Annotated in this window: 15 protein-coding genes; 6 read left to right on the top strand and 9 right to left on the bottom strand. The window is 73.6% G+C overall.

Features of this window, described 5'->3' with window-relative positions:
- Window positions 1-12: 12 nt before the first annotated feature.
- On the bottom strand, window positions 13-534 hold the full coding sequence (locus tag ACZ3YL_RS14355) for a GNAT family N-acetyltransferase (RefSeq protein ID WP_188304940.1): 522 nt from the start codon (window positions 532-534) through the stop codon (window positions 13-15).
- 259 nt (window positions 535-793) lie between these two features.
- Between ACZ3YL_RS14355 and ACZ3YL_RS14360 the strand changes: the two genes are divergently transcribed.
- Window positions 794-1,678, top strand: a complete 885-nt coding sequence (locus tag ACZ3YL_RS14360; protein WP_465657400.1) for a polysaccharide deacetylase family protein — start codon at window positions 794-796, stop codon at window positions 1,676-1,678.
- Between the two features lie 22 nt (window positions 1,679-1,700).
- On the opposite strand, the gene ACZ3YL_RS14365 is transcribed toward ACZ3YL_RS14360, so the two are convergent.
- The 4 genes from ACZ3YL_RS14365 to ACZ3YL_RS14380 form a co-directional block, all read right to left on the bottom strand.
- Complete coding sequence (locus tag ACZ3YL_RS14365) at window positions 1,701-2,132, bottom strand: YchJ family protein (RefSeq protein WP_188304937.1); 432 nt, start codon at window positions 2,130-2,132, stop codon at window positions 1,701-1,703.
- A gap of 79 nt (window positions 2,133-2,211) precedes the next feature.
- Window positions 2,212-2,865 carry an NADPH-dependent F420 reductase gene (locus tag ACZ3YL_RS14370; protein ID WP_188304936.1) on the bottom strand — a complete coding sequence of 218 codons (654 nt, stop codon included), beginning with the start codon at window positions 2,863-2,865 and terminating at the stop codon, window positions 2,212-2,214.
- Window positions 2,866-3,079: 214 nt separating this feature from the next.
- Window positions 3,080-4,612 (bottom strand): FAD-dependent monooxygenase, encoded by a 1,533-nt coding sequence (locus ACZ3YL_RS14375; RefSeq protein WP_188304935.1) that lies wholly within the window; start codon window positions 4,610-4,612, stop codon window positions 3,080-3,082.
- A 30-nt stretch (window positions 4,613-4,642) separates the two neighbouring features.
- Window positions 4,643-5,254 carry a TetR/AcrR family transcriptional regulator gene (locus tag ACZ3YL_RS14380; RefSeq protein WP_465657403.1) on the bottom strand — a complete coding sequence of 204 codons (612 nt, stop codon included), beginning with the start codon at window positions 5,252-5,254 and terminating at the stop codon, window positions 4,643-4,645.
- A 202-nt stretch (window positions 5,255-5,456) separates the two neighbouring features.
- On the opposite strand from ACZ3YL_RS14380, the gene ACZ3YL_RS14385 reads away from it, so the two are divergent.
- Entirely contained in the window at window positions 5,457-5,855 is a 399-nt protein-coding gene (locus ACZ3YL_RS14385; protein ID WP_188304933.1) for a cytochrome C oxidase subunit I, read from the top strand.
- A gap of 73 nt (window positions 5,856-5,928) precedes the next feature.
- Here ACZ3YL_RS14385 and qcrB read toward each other — a convergent pair whose 3' ends face one another.
- Entirely contained in the window at window positions 5,929-7,551 is a 1,623-nt protein-coding gene (gene qcrB, locus ACZ3YL_RS14390) for a cytochrome bc1 complex cytochrome b subunit (protein ID WP_188304939.1), read from the bottom strand.
- A 408-nt stretch (window positions 7,552-7,959) separates the two neighbouring features.
- Between qcrB and ACZ3YL_RS14395 the strand changes: the two genes are divergently transcribed.
- From ACZ3YL_RS14395 to efeB, 3 genes are all read left to right on the top strand, one after another.
- Window positions 7,960-8,286: a hypothetical protein gene (locus ACZ3YL_RS14395; RefSeq protein ID WP_188304932.1), complete on the top strand. Its 327-nt coding sequence runs from the start codon at window positions 7,960-7,962 to the stop codon at window positions 8,284-8,286.
- A gap of 242 nt (window positions 8,287-8,528) precedes the next feature.
- Window positions 8,529-10,604: an iron uptake transporter permease EfeU gene (gene efeU, locus ACZ3YL_RS14400; protein WP_465657405.1), complete on the top strand. Its 2,076-nt coding sequence runs from the start codon at window positions 8,529-8,531 to the stop codon at window positions 10,602-10,604.
- Window positions 10,604-11,935: an iron uptake transporter deferrochelatase/peroxidase subunit gene (gene efeB / locus ACZ3YL_RS14405; RefSeq protein ID WP_465657406.1), complete on the top strand. Its 1,332-nt coding sequence runs from the start codon at window positions 10,604-10,606 to the stop codon at window positions 11,933-11,935. The genes efeU and efeB overlap by 1 nt, the downstream gene beginning before the upstream one ends.
- 119 nt (window positions 11,936-12,054) lie before the next feature.
- On the opposite strand, the gene ACZ3YL_RS14410 is transcribed toward efeB, so the two are convergent.
- Window positions 12,055-13,440 carry a sensor histidine kinase gene (locus tag ACZ3YL_RS14410; RefSeq protein WP_317621260.1) on the bottom strand — a complete coding sequence of 462 codons (1,386 nt, stop codon included), beginning with the start codon at window positions 13,438-13,440 and terminating at the stop codon, window positions 12,055-12,057.
- Window positions 13,437-14,120: a response regulator transcription factor gene (locus ACZ3YL_RS14415; protein WP_188307169.1), complete on the bottom strand. Its 684-nt coding sequence runs from the start codon at window positions 14,118-14,120 to the stop codon at window positions 13,437-13,439. The genes ACZ3YL_RS14410 and ACZ3YL_RS14415 overlap by 4 nt, the downstream gene beginning before the upstream one ends.
- A 190-nt stretch (window positions 14,121-14,310) precedes the next feature.
- Between ACZ3YL_RS14415 and ACZ3YL_RS14420 the strand changes: the two genes are divergently transcribed.
- Complete coding sequence (locus ACZ3YL_RS14420) at window positions 14,311-15,795, top strand: glutamate synthase subunit beta (RefSeq protein WP_411293035.1); 1,485 nt, start codon at window positions 14,311-14,313, stop codon at window positions 15,793-15,795.
- Between the two features lie 22 nt (window positions 15,796-15,817).
- On the opposite strand, the gene ACZ3YL_RS14425 is transcribed toward ACZ3YL_RS14420, so the two are convergent.
- Window positions 15,818-16,393 (bottom strand): hypothetical protein, encoded by a 576-nt coding sequence (locus ACZ3YL_RS14425; protein WP_465657409.1) that lies wholly within the window; start codon window positions 16,391-16,393, stop codon window positions 15,818-15,820.
- Window positions 16,394-16,401 lie beyond the last annotated feature (8 nt).

Genomic DNA, 16,401 nt, shown 5'->3' on the forward strand with positions numbered 1-16,401 from the left:
GTAGGATTCCGCTCAACTCCCTTGCTCGGAAGCCTCGGTGAGGTCCTTGCCGTACCAGACCTCGGAGTAGGGCCCGGTGTCGCCGTACGCCGGGATCTCCCGGTAGCCGTTGCGCAGGTAGAGGGCGCGGGCCTCGACCAGGTCGAGACGGGTGTCGAGGACGATCCGCTCGGCGCCCAGGGTGCGGGCGGCCTCGTCGACGGCGGCGAGCAGTCGGACGCCGCCGCCGGTGCCGCGCACGCCCGGGCGGACGTAGACCCGGGTGAGCTCGACGGTGGTGGCGTCGTGGCGCCGCAGGCCGGCGCAGGACTGGGCGGCACCCTCGTGGCGGCCGAGCAGGAAGAGGCCGGTGGGGGCGGCCAGGTCGTCGCTGGGGGAGTCGGCGAGGCCGGACTCCAGTTCCTCCGGGGTGCCCTCCCGGCCCAGGTGGAGGCGGTAGTAGCGGTTGGCCACGTCGTAGTAGTACTCGCGCAGCAGCTCGGTGGCCTCGGGGGCGGTCACGTCGGCCGTGGTGATGGTCCAGGGGTCGGTCATGCGCGCATGATCCATTTCCGGGCGCCGTGGCCGCAAAGGGTTTTCGTACCGGTTGCGGAGGATTCGGCAAAGGAACGGCAAGGCGGGCGGCGTGCCGTTGCCCCGGGCGGGTGACGGGGGGTTGGCGGGGGCACCCGGTGGGGGAGCAGTAGCAGCTATGAACGGACCATCAGTTTGTCGCAATAATGGGGATCTGAGGAGAGGCCAGAAGCGGAGCGGCCTACGCACCGGGCTGCTGGCCACCGTCTGCCTCACCGCCGTGGTCACCGGCTGCGCCGGTCCCGCCGCCCAGCCCAAGCCCGCCCCGGCCGCCGGAGCCGCCGGGGCCGCCGCACCGCAGGAGGCCGCCCAGCCCGCACCGGCGCTGCTCCCCGGGCTGGCCCGGCGGGAGGAGGAGACCAGCGGCGAGGCCGCGGCCCGCCAGGAGAGCGTGGCCCGTGCCGCCCTGGAGACCGCCCAGCGCTGGGGCCTGGACCACCCGCCGCTGAAGGCCCCGCCCCGCCCGGCGGCCAGGGTCGCGCTCACCCCGGTCCAGGGCGTCAAGCTGAAGGACGGCCGCCCGCCCGTGGTGTTCCGGGTGCCGACCGAGGACAAGGTGGTCTTCCTGACCATCGACGACGGCTTCGAGAAGGACCCGGAGTTCTCCCGGATGGCCGAGGAACTGGGCATCCCGTTCAGCGCCTTCCTCTCCGACTACCTCGTCCGCGACAACTACGGCTACTTCCGGGACCTGCACAAGCAGGGCGTGGAGATCAACAACCACACCATCAACCACCGCAACCTCAAGGTCCTCGACTACGAGACCCAGCGCCAGGAGATCTGCAACCAGCAGGACCAGCTGGAACAGCAGATCGGGGTCCGCCCCCGGCTCTTCCGGCCCCCGTACGGCGAGTACAACGACGACACCCTGCGGGCGGCCGCCTCCTGCGGTGTCCAGGCGGTGCCGCTGTGGAACGAGGAGGCCTTCCCGGACCACATGGAGTGGCGCTACGACGACCGGAAGCTGCACCCGGGCGACATCATCCTCACCCACTTCCGGGGCCTCTCCGACTGGAAGGCCACCATGCCGGACCTGCTGCGCAAGGTGCTCAACGACGTCACCGCGGCCGGCTTCTCGCTGGGCCGCCTGGACGACTACCTGTAGCCGGCACCCGTCCGGCGGAGCCTCAGCCGAGCGAGAGGGCGTCCAGGTACACCCAGGCGCCCTCGTGCCGCACGAACCGGCTGTGCTCGCTGAGCACGCCCTGCTCGCCGCCCTCGGTCCAGTGCGCCCGGAAGGCGACCGTGCCCTCGGCGTGGAAGGCGCCGCCCTCGCTGGTGGAGACCACCTCCAGCCGGGTCCAGCGCAGCGCCGGGTCGAAGTCCACCTCGGCGGGCCGGGTGTCCGGGTGCCAGGTGCGCAGCAGGTAGGCCTCGTCCTGGGCGGCGAAGGCGCTGAACCGGGAGCGCATCAGCGACTCGGCCGTGGTGGCCTTCGCCTGGCCGCGGTGCATCCGGCCGCAGCAGTCGCCGTAGCTGCCGGGCAGGCCGCACGGGCACGGGGAGGACGGCAGCAGCCGGGGAGCGGCGGGGCGGGGCGCGGAACGACGTCGGGACATGCCGTCCATTGTCCCCCACGCTCGGGAGGCCCACGAAGGGCCCGCCCCTCCCGGCGACGGAGGGGCGGGCCCGGTCGCGTTACGCGGGGCGCCGGAAGGAGTAGTTGAACTCGGCGCTGCCGAAGTGGCCCATCATCCGGAGCCAGAACGGCATCATCATCTCGGTCGCCCGGGCGCCGGTGATGTCCCCGAGGTCGACGATCCACTCGGCCGGCCAGCCGAACTCGCCCAGCAGCGCGACCGTCTCGGCCTTGGCGTCGGCGTCGTTCCCGGCGATGAACAGGTGGTGCTCACCGGCCAGCTTCCCCGGTGCGACCATCAGCTCGCAGTTCAGCGTGTTGAGCGCCTTCACCACCCGGGCCTCGGGGAACTCGCGCTGGATCTGCTCGCCGACGCTGTCGGTGTTCACCGGGGCCAGGGTGACGCCCTCGGGGCCGAACACCAGCGGGTTGGAGACGTCGATCAGCAGCTTCCCGGCGAGGTGCTCCGCCCCGGCCGCGCGCAGCGCCGCCAGCGAGACCGTCCCGCCGGTGGCGTTCAGCACCACCTCGCCGAAGGCCGCCGCCTCGGCGAAGGTCCCGGCGCTCCCGTCGGGGCCGGCCTGCTCGGCCCAGGCCAGCCCCCGCTCGTTGTCCTTGGTGCGGGAGCCCAGGGTCACCTGGTGGCCGAGCGAGACCAGCTTGTCGGCCAGGGTCCGCCCGACCGTGCCGGTGCCGATGATTCCGATGCGCATGGTTCCCCGTTCGTCCTGTGGGTGCCCGCCCCTGGTGGAGCGGGCCGCGACGACCATAGTTGACGCACTGTCATCACGCTCGGACCTTCCGGTTCAGGGGGTGTTCCCCGCGCTCATGGGGCGATCGGCCCCACCGCCGGGGCCGCCGTCCACGCTCCGGCCGCACCGAGCCCGCGGCAGGGGTGGAGTGCTCGGACCACCCGGGTGCGGGTGCTCAGCCGCGCGGCTCGCCGAACCAGTCGCGCAGCGCCCGGTCCAGCCCGTGCGGGTCGGTGTCCCCGGCGGCGCAGGCCCAGGCGACGTACCCGTCCGGGCGCAGCAGCAGGGCGCCGGCCGGGGCCTCGGCGGCGTGGGCGGTCACCACGTCGAGGCGGTCCTTCCAGGGCGTCGCCCGGTCGGCGAGCCCGAGTGCGCCGCCGGTCAGGTCGAGCAGCAACGGCCTTCCACTGCGGGTGAGTTCGGCCAGTCGGGTGTTGCCGAGGGTGAGCTCCGGGGCGAAGCCGCCGGCGAGCGGGTGCGGGCAGCCGGTGTCGTAGCGGACGTCGCTGCCGGCCATCAGGGCGGCGATCCGGGCGAGGTTGTCGTCATGGGCCAGGAGTTCGCCGACCAGGGCGCGCAGCGCGGTGACGGCGGGGCCGGGGGACATCAGGGCGATCTGCGCCTGGGAGTGCATGAAGACCCGCTCGCCGACCGGGCGGCGTTCGCGCTGGTAGCTGTCCAGCAGGCCGGGCGGGGCCCAGCCCTGGAGCTCGGCGGCGAGCTTCCAGCCGAGGTTGGCGGCGTCCTGCAGGCCGAGGTTGAGGCCGGGGCCGCCGGTCGCGGCGTGCACGTGCGCGGCGTCGCCGACCAGCAGCACCCGGCCGTCGCGGTAGCGCTCGGCGAGCCGGGTGTTGTGGCCGACGGTGCGTCGCGGGGTGTACGGGCCGGGGGTGCGGGCCGGGGAGAGCGCCAGGTCGGCGCCGGTGACCCGGCGGATGCTGGCGCGCAGTTCGTCCAGGGTGAGCGGGGTGCGCTCGTCCACCGGCGGGCCGCCCCACTCCAGGGTGACGACCATGACGTCGTCCGGGGAGAAGGGGGAGATGACGAACACGCCGTGGTCGGTGCGGGTGTGGGTGTACGGGCGGAACAGGGTCGGGCAGCCGGGCAGCAGGAACTCGCCGCCGTCGGTGACGCGGATCCCCTCGGGCGGCAGCACGTGCGCGATCCGGGAGACCGGGTCGGGTGAGGTGACGCCGGGGAAGCCGATCCCGGCGAGCTTGCGGACGGTGCTGCGGCCGCCGTCCGCGCCGACCAGGTAGCGGGCGCGCAACTGCCCTGGCCCGTCCGGGCCGTGGAGGTCGACGGTGACCCCGGCCGGATCCTGGGTGAAGCCGGTGACGTCGTGGTCGCGGCGCACGGTGACGCCCAGTTCGCGGGCGCGGCCCTCCAGCACCTCCTCGATCCGGTGCTGCGGTACGGGCACGGCGTGCAGCGGGTTCGCGTCGAGCCGGTGCAGTTCCAGCGGGAAGGCCCCGAACACGAAGCGGGGCACCGGCTGAGGCATGCCCGGGGTGCCGCTGAGCGGCTGGTGGAGGCCGCGGTGGTCGAGCAGCCGGAGTACCTGGCCGACCAGTCCGTTGGCCTTCTGTTCGCCGGAGCGCCCGGGCAGCCGGTCCAGCACCACCGGCCGGACTCCGGCCAGCGCCAGTTCGCAGGCCAGGAACAGCCCGACCGGGCCGGCGCCCACGACGACGACATCGTCGGTCATCTCGATTCCCCCTCTGAGACGGTTGGTTCGTTACGACGACGGATCGGGCAGTCCGGCCGCCAGCTGCCGCAGCGCCTCGGCGAACACCGCCTTGAAGGGCAGTGCGGGATCGGCGCTCAGGTACTGCTCGTTGGAGACCTGCAGCGCGGAGAGCGCGGCCGCGGCGACCAGCTTCGGGTAGAGGTCCCGGTCGGCGTCGGTGCCGGTCCGGGCGGCCACCGCCGCGGTGAGTTCGGCCCGGGTCCGCGCCCCGCCGCGGATCAGCTCGGCCTGGAGCGAGGGTTCGCGCAGCAGCAGCCGTACGGCGGCGACCCAGCGCGCGTCGGGCGCCTCGTCCGCGCCCTCGAAGGGCTCGACCAGGGACTGGGTCAGCGCCTCCCACAGCGGTTCCTCCGCCGGGCGGGCCCGCAGGGCCTCGGCGGCCCGCAGGACCCGGTCGCGGTGCCGGAAGACGATCGCCTCGGCCTTGCTGGAGAAGTAGTTGTTGTAGGTGCGCGGGGACACCCCGGCCTCGGCCGCGATGTCCTCGACCCGGACGTTCTCCAGGCCCCGCTCCACCGCCAGGCGCAGTGCCGCCCAGCTCAGTGCCTCCCGCGTCGCGGCCTTCTTCCGGTCCCGCAGGCCGGGCTGCCCGTTCGTCATGGCTCCACCCTCCCCAAAAAGTGCGCGGCGCGCAATAGTGCGTGGCGCGCAAGTTTTTCCGGGCATCCGGGGCCGTGGCGAGCCGCCTGCCACCTGCGGTTCGTCGCTGGTAGTAGTTGCGTGGTCGCGGAGCGATGCCCCGCGGGAGTCCGTGCCCGCAGGAATTCCGGCGGGACGACCCGACAGGAACTGAGGAGCGGTCATGGGTGGCAGACAGCGTCCGCCGCGGGCACGGACCCCGCGCCAGGGCGGGCCGGCCGGCGTCGGCCGGGTGAACTCCCGGGTGGAGATCGCCCGCATCGAGGGCTTCCTGGCCTGGGAGGCGGAGGTCGCGGCGGCCGAACGGGACGCCCGGGCCTTCGCCGCGCAGTTCCCCTGGCTGCCGGACGCGGAGCGGGAGGGCCTCGAACAGGCCTACGCCGCCGACCGCCTGCGCTACGCCGAGGAGGTCGTCGACCGCGCCGTCGACCGCTGCCGCCGCCTGGCCGCCCGCTACCGCGCCGAATGCCGCCGGATCTGCACCCGCTGGGCGGCGATCTGCCTCGCCGTCACCATGGCGGCGGCGCTGTTCGCCGTCGTCCCGGCCGTCCTGCGGGGCTGACCGCGCACCCGGACGACGAGGGCCCGCTGCGCCGTCTCCGGCGCAGCGGGCCCTCGTCGTCCCGGGAGCGTGCTCAGTGGTGGCCGTGGCCGCTGGTGATCTCCTCGTGCTCCTCGACGGTGGGCTTGGCGATCTGGCTGCCCTCGCCGTAGAAGCCGCGGGACAGCTTGGCCCGGGTGCGGGTCCACAGCCCCGCCTTGCGGACCACGCCGTTCTCGTCCACCTCGGGTGCCAGCTCGACCGGCTCGGGCTGCTCGTGCGAGGTGAGGGTGTACAGCCGGCCCTGCGGCAGCGGCGCGTGCACCTCGACGAACTCGCCGTGCTGCAGCCGGTTGATGACGCCGGTCTCCCGGCCGTGCAGCACCTTCTCCTTGTCGCGGCGCTGCAGGCCCAGGCACCAGCGCTTGGCGATCACGAAGACGACCACCGGTACGGCGAAGAACCCGGCCCGCACCGCGTAGGTGATCGCGTTGATCGACAGGTGGAAGTGGGTCGCCAGCAGGTCGTTGCCGCCGCCGGCCAGCAGGATCAGGTAGAGGCCCATCCAGGCCGCGCCGAAGGCGGTGCGGACCGGGTGGTTGCGCGGACGGTCGGCGATGTGGTGCTCGCCGCGGTCCCCGGTGACCCAGGCCTCCAGGAACGGCCAGCACCAGATGGCCATCAGCACGCTCGGGAAGACCAGCAGCGGGATGAACACCCCGAGGTTCAGGGTGTGGCCGCCCCAGACGCTGATCTCCCAGCCGGGCATCACGCGGACCAGGCCCTCGGAGAAGCCCATGTACCAGTCCGGCTGGGCGTCCGTGGACACCTGGTCGGGCCGGTACGGGCCGTACGCCCAGATCGGGTTGACGGTGGCGATCGCCGACATCACGGAGACGATCCCGAAGACCAGGAAGAAGAAGCCGCCCGCCTTGCCCATGTAGACCGGCATCAGCGGCATGCCGACCACGTTGTCGTTGGTGCGGCCCGGCCCGGCGAACTGGGTGTGCTTGTGGTAGAAGACCAGGATCAGGTGCGCCGCGAGCAGGCCCACCATGATGCCCGGGATCAGCAGGATGTGGACGGTGAACAGCCGCGGCACGATGGCGGTGCCGGGGAACTCGCCGCCGAAGATGAAGAACTGCAGGTAGGTGCCGACGATCGGGACGGACAGGATCGCGCCCTGCATGAAGCGGATGCCCGTACCCGAGAGCAGGTCGTCCGGCAGCGAGTAGCCCATGAAGCCGTCGAACATGCCGAGGAACAGCAGCAGCGCGCCGAAGACCCAGTTGATCTCGCGGGGCTTGCGGAACGCGCCGGTGAAGAACACCCGCAGCATGTGCGTCAGCATCGAGGCCACGAAGACGATCGCGGCCCAGTGGTGGATCTGGCGCATCAGCAGGCCGCCGCGGACCTCGAAGCTGATGTCGAGGGTCGAGGCGTAGGCCTCGGACATCCGGATGCCCTTGAGCGGGACGTAGGAGCCGTCGTAGATGACCTCGCCCATGCTCGGCTTGAAGAAGAGGGTCAGCCAGACGCCGGTCAGGATGATGATGACGAAGGTGTAGAGCGCGATCTCGCCCAGCATGAAGGACCAGTGGTCCGGGAAGATCTTGCGCAGGTTGGCCTTGGCGAGGGAGTAGATGCCGAGCCGGCCGTCGGTCCAGTCGGCGAGGGCTTCGGCCTTGTTGGCCGGTTTGGCGCGGGTGCTGGTCACCGGTCCCGGCTGCGACTGCTGGTCGGTTCTCACGACGGGCTCCCCGGCGTTCTCGGCGTGCCGGCGTGGAGGCCCGTCGGCGAGGACGCCGGCCGGCGAAGTGTTGTGATCATGGGACCTCTCGATACGGGCCCGCCGGGCGGACCGGCGCGCGGACCTGGGGGTTCGCTGGACCCGTTGCTCAGGGTGATGGAGCGCTTACTCTGTCATGCTGTCGGCAGGGGGCCGACTGTGCACGTCCATCGGGCCGTCCGGCCGCTCGTGTCGGGCCGGACGGGGGGCTCTGACGCCTGATCGGCTGGCCGCCGGCCGGGGTGGGTGGGGGCGATGCTGCGCCCGGGTGCAGCTGAAGCGTTTCGGCGCGCGCCGCGTCCGGGCGCCGCGCGGGCCCGGGCCTACGCTGCGCCAATGGTGGATCACCGTGAACTCTTCGAGGACGTCACCGAGGCCCTGGCCCGCGCCGGGTTCGACACCGCGCCGGGCGCCTCACCGCTGTGGATCGACCGTCACCCCGAGGGGGTGGCGGTCGGCTGGTCCCCGGGCGCGGAGGCGGACGGGCCGCCGTCCGGGCCGGCGCGGGCCGCGGTGAGCGGGGCGGCCGCGCTCGTCCTGCGGGAACGGGGCTTCCTGGTCACCGAGACGGAGGAGGGGGAGCTGCTGGTGTGCTGCGCCGAACCGGTGACAGCCCCTCCGGAGCCGGAGCCCGGGGCGGCGCCCGAGCAGTGGTGGGGGTGACGCAGATCTCCCCGCAGGGGCGGTGGCGTGCGGAGTTGGACTGCGCATGGGTGTTCCCATACCGAACCCTTACCTGAACCGGGGGTGCAGTTGACTGCGGTCGCTCTAAGGTTTGCCTAAGCTAAGCGAAGCGCCCTGGACCCTCGGTCCGGGGCGTTCGCCGTGCCGTTCCGCCGCCCCCGTCGGCGGAGCGCTCGAGGACAGGTAACAACCCGGGGCGGCCCGGGGGAGGAGCCCGCTGCATGTGGGATGAGGCGTTTCCCAGCTTTCTGATCGGGCTGCGCGAGGGGCTGGAAGCCGGCCTGATCGTGTCGATCCTGGTCGCCACACTGGTGCGGGCCGGCCAGAAGGGCCGGCTGCCCCAGGTATGGACGGGCGTCGCGGCGGCCGTCGCGCTCAGCCTCAGCTTCGGCGCGGTGCTCACCTTCACCGCCGCCAACCTCTCCGGCCACGCCCAGGAGGCGTTCGGCGGGGTGCTGAGCCTGATCGCGGTCGGCTTCGTCACCGCGATGGTGTTCTGGATGCGCCGCTCCGCGCGCACCCTCTCCGCCGACATCAAGGAGAAGGTCCAGGCCTCCCTGACGATGGGCGCGGGCGCGCTGGTGCTCACCAGCTTCCTCGCCGTCGCCCGGGAGGGCCTGGAGACCTCGCTCTTCCTGTGGACCAACGCGCGCACCGCCGGCGAGTCCACCGGGCCGCTGATCGGCGCGGCCGTCGGCCTGCTGCTCTCCGTCGGCCTGTGCTGGGGGCTCTACCGCCGGGCCCTGAAGATGAACCTCACCAAGTTCTTCGCCATCACCGGCGCCGGCCTGATCGTCGTCGCCGCGGGCGTGCTCGGCTACGGCCTGCGGGACCTCCAGGAGTCCGGGCTGGTCGGCGGCGGCGGCACGTACGCCTTCGACCTGAGCGGGCACCTGGACGCCTCGTCCTGGTACGCCACGCTCGTCCAGGGCACCCTCAACCTGACCGTCACCATGACGGTGCTCCAGGTCGTCGGCTACATCGCCTACCTGAGCATCGTGATGACCCTGTTCATCGAGGGCGTGCGGGGCGGGAAGGCGGCTCCGGCGGCCAAGCCCGCGGAGGGGAAGCCGGCCGCGGCTCCGGACGCGGCCTCGGCCGCGGAGAAGTCCGAGGAGAAGGCCGAGCCGGTGCGCGGTGGGCGCCCGCGCTGGGTGCTGCCGACCGCGGCGATCGCCGTTCCGGTCGTGCTGGCCGGAGCCGTGATCGCCGTCAGCGACGGCAAGCAGGACAGCTCGGCCACCGTCGCGGTCTCCGAGAAGGAGTGCGGCAAGGGCTTCGGTAGCCCCCAGCCGGGCCAGCAGGTGTTCCAGATGCACAACACCGGTGACAAGGTGTCCGAGGTCTACCTGGTCAACCCGGGCAGCGGCGCGGTCTACGGCGAGATCGAGGGCCTGGCCCCCGGCACCACCCGCGCGCTGACCGCCACCATCGGCTCCGGCGACTACGCCTGGCGCTGCGTGCCCACCGGCGGCACCACCGTCACCTCCGCCACCGTGCACGTCACCGGCGGCGCCGAGGTCAAGGCCGTCAAGCCGGTCGCCGAGGACGACCTCAAGGCCCCGCTGGACAGCTACAAGGACTACGTCAACAAGGGCCTCGCGACCCTGATGACGCAGACCCAGAAGATCCAGACCGACATCCACTCCGGTGACCTCGCGACCGCGAAGACCGACTGGCTCACCGCCCACCTGCAGTACGCCTCGCTGGGCGCCGCCTACGGCACCTTCGCCGACCTCGACAAGAAGATCGACGGCCGCGCCGACGGCTACGCCGACAAGGCCCAGGACCCGGGCTTCACCGGCTTCCTGCGGCTGGAGTACGGCCTCTGGCACGGCCAGTCCGCCGCCGAGCTGACGCCCGTCGCCGACGAACTCGCCCAGAACGTCGCCAAGCTGGTGCACGACTTCCCCACCCAGGACTTCGACCCGGGCGACCTCCCGCTGCGCGCCCACGAGATCCTCGAGAACACCCTCCAGTTCGAGCTGACCGGCGACACCGACATGGGCAGCGGCACCAACCTGGCCACCACCCAGGCCAACCTGGCCGGCACCCAGGAACTGCTGACCCTGCTCCAGCCGCTGCTCGACGAGCGCGACCCGCAGGTGCTGGTCCGGGTCAACGCCGAGATGAAGCGGGTCGGGGACCTCGTCGCCGCCGCGCACACCGCCGACGGCTGGACCCCGCTCGACAAGCTGCCCGCGGACACCCGCCGTCAGCTCAACGGCGCCACCGGCCAGCTGCTCGAAGACCTCTCGCCCGTCCCCGCCCTGCTCGAGATCCGGAAGGCCGCCTGATGACCGACCACACCGCAGCCGCCGGCTCCTGCCCGTTCCCGCACGCCGCCGCAGCCGCTGCCGAGCCGGTCGTCGACCAGGGCGGCTGCCCGGCCGGCCCGGCCCGCCGCAGCTTCGTGCGGGCCGCGCTCGGCGCGGGCGCCGGGGCCGCCGTGCTGGCCGGCGGGGCGTTCAGCCTCGGCGCCGAACCGGCCGTGGCCGGCGACAGCCACCAGTCCAAGACCGGGGCCGTCCCGTTCCACGGCGACCACCAGGCCGGCATCACCACCCAGGCCCCCGGCTACGCGGCCTTCCTCTCCTGTCAGGTGATCGCCCAGGACCGCAAGGGCCTGGAGGACCTGTTCCGGACCCTCACCGAGCGGATCCGCTTCCTCACCGCCGGCGGCACCCCGCCCGACCTCGGCGTCGGCGCCCCGCCCTCGGACAGCGGCACCCTCGGCCCCACCGTGCCCACCGACAACCTCACCGTCACCGTCGGCGTCGGCGCCTCGCTGTTCGACGACCGCTACGGGTTGGCCAAGGCCAAGCCGGTCAAGCTGACGCCGATGAAGACCTTCCCCAACGACAACCTGCAGCCCGGCGAACTGCACGGCGACCTCTCGCTGCAGATCTGCGCCGACCAGCAGGACACCGTGCTGCACGCGCTGCGCGACATCACCCGGCACACCCGCGGCGCGATGCAGATCCTCTGGCGGATCGACGGCTTCCAGAACCAGTCCCGCCCGGACGGCGCCCAGCGCAACCTGCTCGGCTTCAAGGACGGCATCGTCAACCCGGACACCAAGTCCGCCCGCGAGATGGACAAGCTGGTCTGGGTCACCGACGGGATGGGCGAGCCCGCCTGGGCCACCGGCGGCAGCTACCAGGTGATCCGGATCATCCGGATGCTGATCGAGTTCTGGGACCGGGTCAAGCTCAGCGAGCAGGAGAAGATGTTCGGCCGCCGCCGCGACACCGGCGCGCCGCTGGACGGGCACCAGGAGAACGACGCGCCGGACTACGGCAAGGACCCGGACGGCAAGGCGATCCCGCTCAACGCCCACATCCGGCTGGCCAACCCACGCACCGCCGACACCGACACCTCGCGCATCCTGCGCCGCGGCTTCAACTACGACCGGGGCGTCGACAAGGCGGGCAACCTGGACATGGGCCTGGTGTTCTGCTGCTACCAGCAGGACGTGGTGCGGCAGTTCGAGGCCACCCAGACCCGGCTGATCGACGAGCCGCTGGTGGACTACATCTCGCCGACCGGCGGCGGGTACTTCTTCGTCCTGCCGGGCGTGAAGGACACCGCCGACTGGCTCGGGCGGGGGCTGCTGGCCGCCGTCTGAACGTGACCCCCGAACGGGCCCGGTGCGCTCCCGCGCGCCGGGCCCGTTCGTCGTGTCCGGCCGCCTGAGGCGGCTGAGCCGCGTCGGCCGCGTCGGCCGCCTCAGCCGTCTCGGGTGCCTCAGCCGCCGAGGGTGAAACCGATCACCGCGCCGCCGCCGTCGCGGTTGGCGGCGAAGGCGGTGCCGCCGTGTGAGCGGGCGACTTCGGCGACGATGGCCAGCCCCAGGCCGGATCCGGGGAGGCTGCGGGCGGCGGTGGCCCGGTAGAAGCGGTCGAAGACCCGGTGGAGGTCGGCCTCGTCGATGCCCGGGCCGCGGTCGCGGACCTCGACGCGCGGGCCGCGCGCCACCACCTCGATCGGGGACGTCCCGGCCGGGTCGAACTTGGCCGCGTTGTCCAGCAGGTTGCCGACCGCGCGGGCCAGCGCGTCCGGGCGGGCGATGACGACGGTGGCGTCCGCGAGCACGGTGATCTCCCGGTCGCTGCGCCGGCGGGCCTGGGCGGCGGCCTCCCGGACCACCTCGGCCAGCAGCACCTCGACCGGGTCCTCGTCCGCCTTGCGGTCCGCCGCCAGCGCCACCAGCTCCTCCACCAGCTGGGTCAGCTCCCGGGCCTCCTCGGCCAGGTCGGCGAGCAGTGCGGTGCGCTCGGCGGGCGGCAGCCGGTCGATGCTGGGCAGGACCGAGAGGTTGGTGCGCAGGCTGGTCAGCGGGGTGCGCAGCTCGTGGCCGGCGTCCTGGACCAGACGGCGCTGGTTCTCCTTCGCGGTGGCGAGCCGGACCAGCATCCGGTCGAAGGCGCGGCCGAGGCGGCCCACCTCGTCCGTTCCGGAGGCGGGCACCGGGACGTCCAGCCGGCCGCTGGCGGCGACCCGTTCGGCGGCGTCGGTGAGCCGGACCAGCCGGCCGGTGATCCGCCCGGCGACCAGCCATCCGGCGCCGCCCGCGACCAGCACGACGGCCGCCACCACGGCCACCATCTGGTGCCGCAGCACCTCCAACAGCTCCTCGATGTCGTCGAGTTGCTGGACGATCTGGACCGCGCCCCGGCCGCCGCCGAGGGACACCACGCCCACCCGGCAGGTGACGCCGCCGAGGTGGCGCACGTCCGTCACCGTCCGGGCCGGGGCGTCGGCGCCGGCCAGCTCGCGGTCGTCCGCCGTGGTCGGCAGGTCGAGCCGGGCGGTGCCGGGGAGGATCGTCCCGGTGGCGTCCAGGGCCTGGGCGGTGACCCGGATCGGGTGCAGCAGCTGCTCGCTCAGCCCGCCGGGGCCGTTGAAGTCCCCCGGGTAGAGCTTCTCGCGGTCGACCTGGCCGCTGACGGCGTGGACGGCCGAGTTGAAGTCGTCCGACTCGTCGTCCCGGATCAGGGCGGCGGCGGCGTGGTAGCCGAGTGTGCCGATCACCACCGCGACCAGGGCCGCCATCGCGGAGAAGGCGAGCGAGAGGATGGTGCGCAGGCCCGGGCGCGGCAGGCGGGGCGGGCGGCCCGCGGGGCCGGTCACGGCTCGCGCAGCGTGTAGCCGACGCCGCGGACGGTGTGGATCAGTGGGGAGAGGCCGGGGCGGTCGAGCTTGCGGCGGAGGTAGCCGATGAACACCGCGAGGTTCTTCGAGCCGGGGCCGAAGTCGTAGCCCCAGATCCGCTCGTACAGGGTGGTCTGGTCCAGGACGGCGCCGGCGTTGCGGGTGAGCAGCTCCAGCAGGTCGAACTCGGTGCGGGACAGCTCCAGTTCCCGGCCGCCGCGCCAGGCCCGGCGGGCCGGCGGCTCGAGCCGCAGGTCGGCGACGGTCAGCACGTCCTGGGTGGACTCGGCGGGCGGGTTGCGGCGCAGCAGGGCGCGCAGGCGGGCGAACAGCTCGTCCACGTCGAAGGGCTTGACCAGGTAGTCGTCGGCGCCGGCGTCCAGCCCGGCGATCCGGTCCGGGACCTCGACCCGGGCGGTGAGCATCAGCACCGGGATGCGGTCCCCGGCGGCGCGCAGCCGACGGCAGACCTCCAGGCCGTCCGGTGCGGGCATCATCACGTCGAGCACCAGGACGTCCGGGCGCTGCTCGGCGAGGACGGCCAGGGTCTGGATGCCGTCCGCGGCTATCCGCACCCGGTAGCCCTCCAGCGTCAGGGCGCGGGTGAGCGAGTCGCGGATGGCGCGGTCGTCCTCGGCGATCAGCACGGTATGGGTCATGGGGGAGATTCTCCCTGGCGTGCTCACGGCAGTGGAGGGCCGGGGGCAGGGTTCCGGACGGCCGCGGGTTTCGCGCGCCGCTTCGTGGGCGTACGGTGGCCACACGGTGGCGCGCCGGTGGGCGGGCCCGGTGCGGTGGGCCGCCGGTCCGAGTCGGTGCGCACCGCCGGAGGCCGAGATGGCAGATCCGATGGCAAGGCGGATGGCCTTCCTCACCACGCCACGCGCCGAGCGGGCGCGGCGGGACGCCGAGGAGCGGCTGGGGGACTGGCAGGAGGTGTACCGGCCGGGGACACCGCTGCCGCTGGTCAGCGGGCAGGCGGCCCGCTGCATGGACTGCGGGCTGCCGTTCTGCCACGCGGCCTGCCCGCTGGGGAACCTGGTGCCGGAGTGGAACCGGCTGGCGGCGGACGGGGACTGGCGGGCCGCGGCCGCCCGGCTGCTGGCCACCGACAACTTCCCGGAGTTCACCGGGCGGCTCTGCCCGGCGCCCTGCGAGAGCGCCTGCGTGCTGGCGATCGACGGGGCCGCCGTCACGATCAGGAACGTCGAGCTGGCGATCGCCGACCGGGCCCGGGCCGAGGGCTGGGACCGGCCGCAGCCGCCCGAGCGGCCGGAGCCGGGCGGTCGGGTGGCGGTGATCGGCTCGGGCCCGGCCGGGCTGGCCGCCGCCCAGCAGCTGACCCGGGCCGGGCACGCGGTGGTGGTGTACGAACGGGCGGACCGCGCGGGCGGGCTGCTGCGCTACGGGATCCCGCCGTTCCGGCTGGAGAAGCACCGGCTGGAGCTGCGGCTCGACCAGCTGCGGGCCGAGGGCACCGAGTTCCGCACCGGGGTGTGGGCCGGGCGGGACGTCACGGGCGAGCGGCTGCGGGCGGAGTACGACGCGGTGGTGGTCGCGGTGGGTGCCGGCGCCCTGCGGGAGCCGGGGGCGCCCGGGCGCGGGCTGGCCGGGGTGCACCCCGCGATGGAGTACCTGACCTGGGCGAACCGGGTGGACGAGGGGGACGTCGCCGCCTCGCCGCTGTCCGCGCGCGGGCTGCGGGTGGTGATCGTCGGCGGCGGGGACACCGCGGCCGACTGCCTGGGGACGGCGCTGCGCCAGGGCGCGGTCTCGGTCACCCAGCTGGACATCAACCCGTGCCCGCCGGAGCGGCGGGCGGCGGGGCAGCCCTGGCCGGTCCACCCGAAGGTGTACCGGGAGACCACCTCGCACGAGGAGCTGGCGAGCGGGGAGCGGACGTCGGCGGGCGGCGGGCGGGTGTTCGCGGCGGTCACGGTCGGGTTCGAGCCGGGCCCGGAGGGGCGGCTGGCGGCCGTCCGCTTCGCCGAGGCCGCGCCGGACGACCGCAGCCCCCGGACGGGCACCGAGCGGGTGCTCCCGGCGGAGCTGGCGCTGCTCGCGCTGGGCTTCACCGGGCCGGAACCGGACCAGCCGCTGTACGCCCAACTCGGCCTGGGCATCGGCCCGGAGGGCACGTTGGAGCGGGACGAGGGCTTCGGCACCGCCGCCGACGGGGTGTTCGTCACGGGGGACGCCGGGCGCGGCCAGTCGCTGATCGTCTGGGCGATCGCCGAGGGCCGGGCGGCGGCCGCGGCGGTGGACCGCCACCTGCGCGGGCGGACCGATCTCCCGGCGCCGATACGGGCGACGTCGCGGGCCCTCACGCTCTGAGGACCCGCTCCGTCGCCGCTTCTCAGTCGAGGCCGAGGACCGACAGCGCGGTGGTCCAGTTGGTGGCGACGGCCTGCTGGGCGGGGACCAGGGAGACCTGGTGGTTGCAGACGGCGCGGTAGAGCTTGTACTCCACGGTGTCCTTGTCGGTGGAGGTCAGGCCGCTGGAGTCGGCGGAGTAACGCGGCTCGGGCCAGAGGTTGTTGGGGTCGGTGGGGTTGCCGCCGAGGGAGAGCGGGATGAAGTGGTCCTCCTCGTAGTCCGCCGTGTTGGTGTCGGCGTAGCCGTACTGGGCGATCTGCTGGACCTTCAGGCGGTTGGTGTACGAGGTGGAGGGGCGGATCGAGGTGCTGTAGCCCGGGACGCAGATGGTGGAGTCGATGGTGTCCTGGGTGACGTCGGGGTTGGTGGCACCCGGGGTGCAGGCGGAGTCGGGCAGCGGGAGGTAGGCCTGCGAGCAGCTGACGTCGAGGGTGGCGCCGGTGTGGGCGGTGCTGGTGCGGGCCGGGGCCGCGTGGGCGGTGCCGGCGGTCGCGAGGGCGGCCGCGGCGAGCACCACGGTGGCGACGGCGGGGGCGAGGCGGTGGGTGCGAAGCATGGGGGAGC

The organism is Kitasatospora sp. NPDC023176, assembly GCF_055560495.1.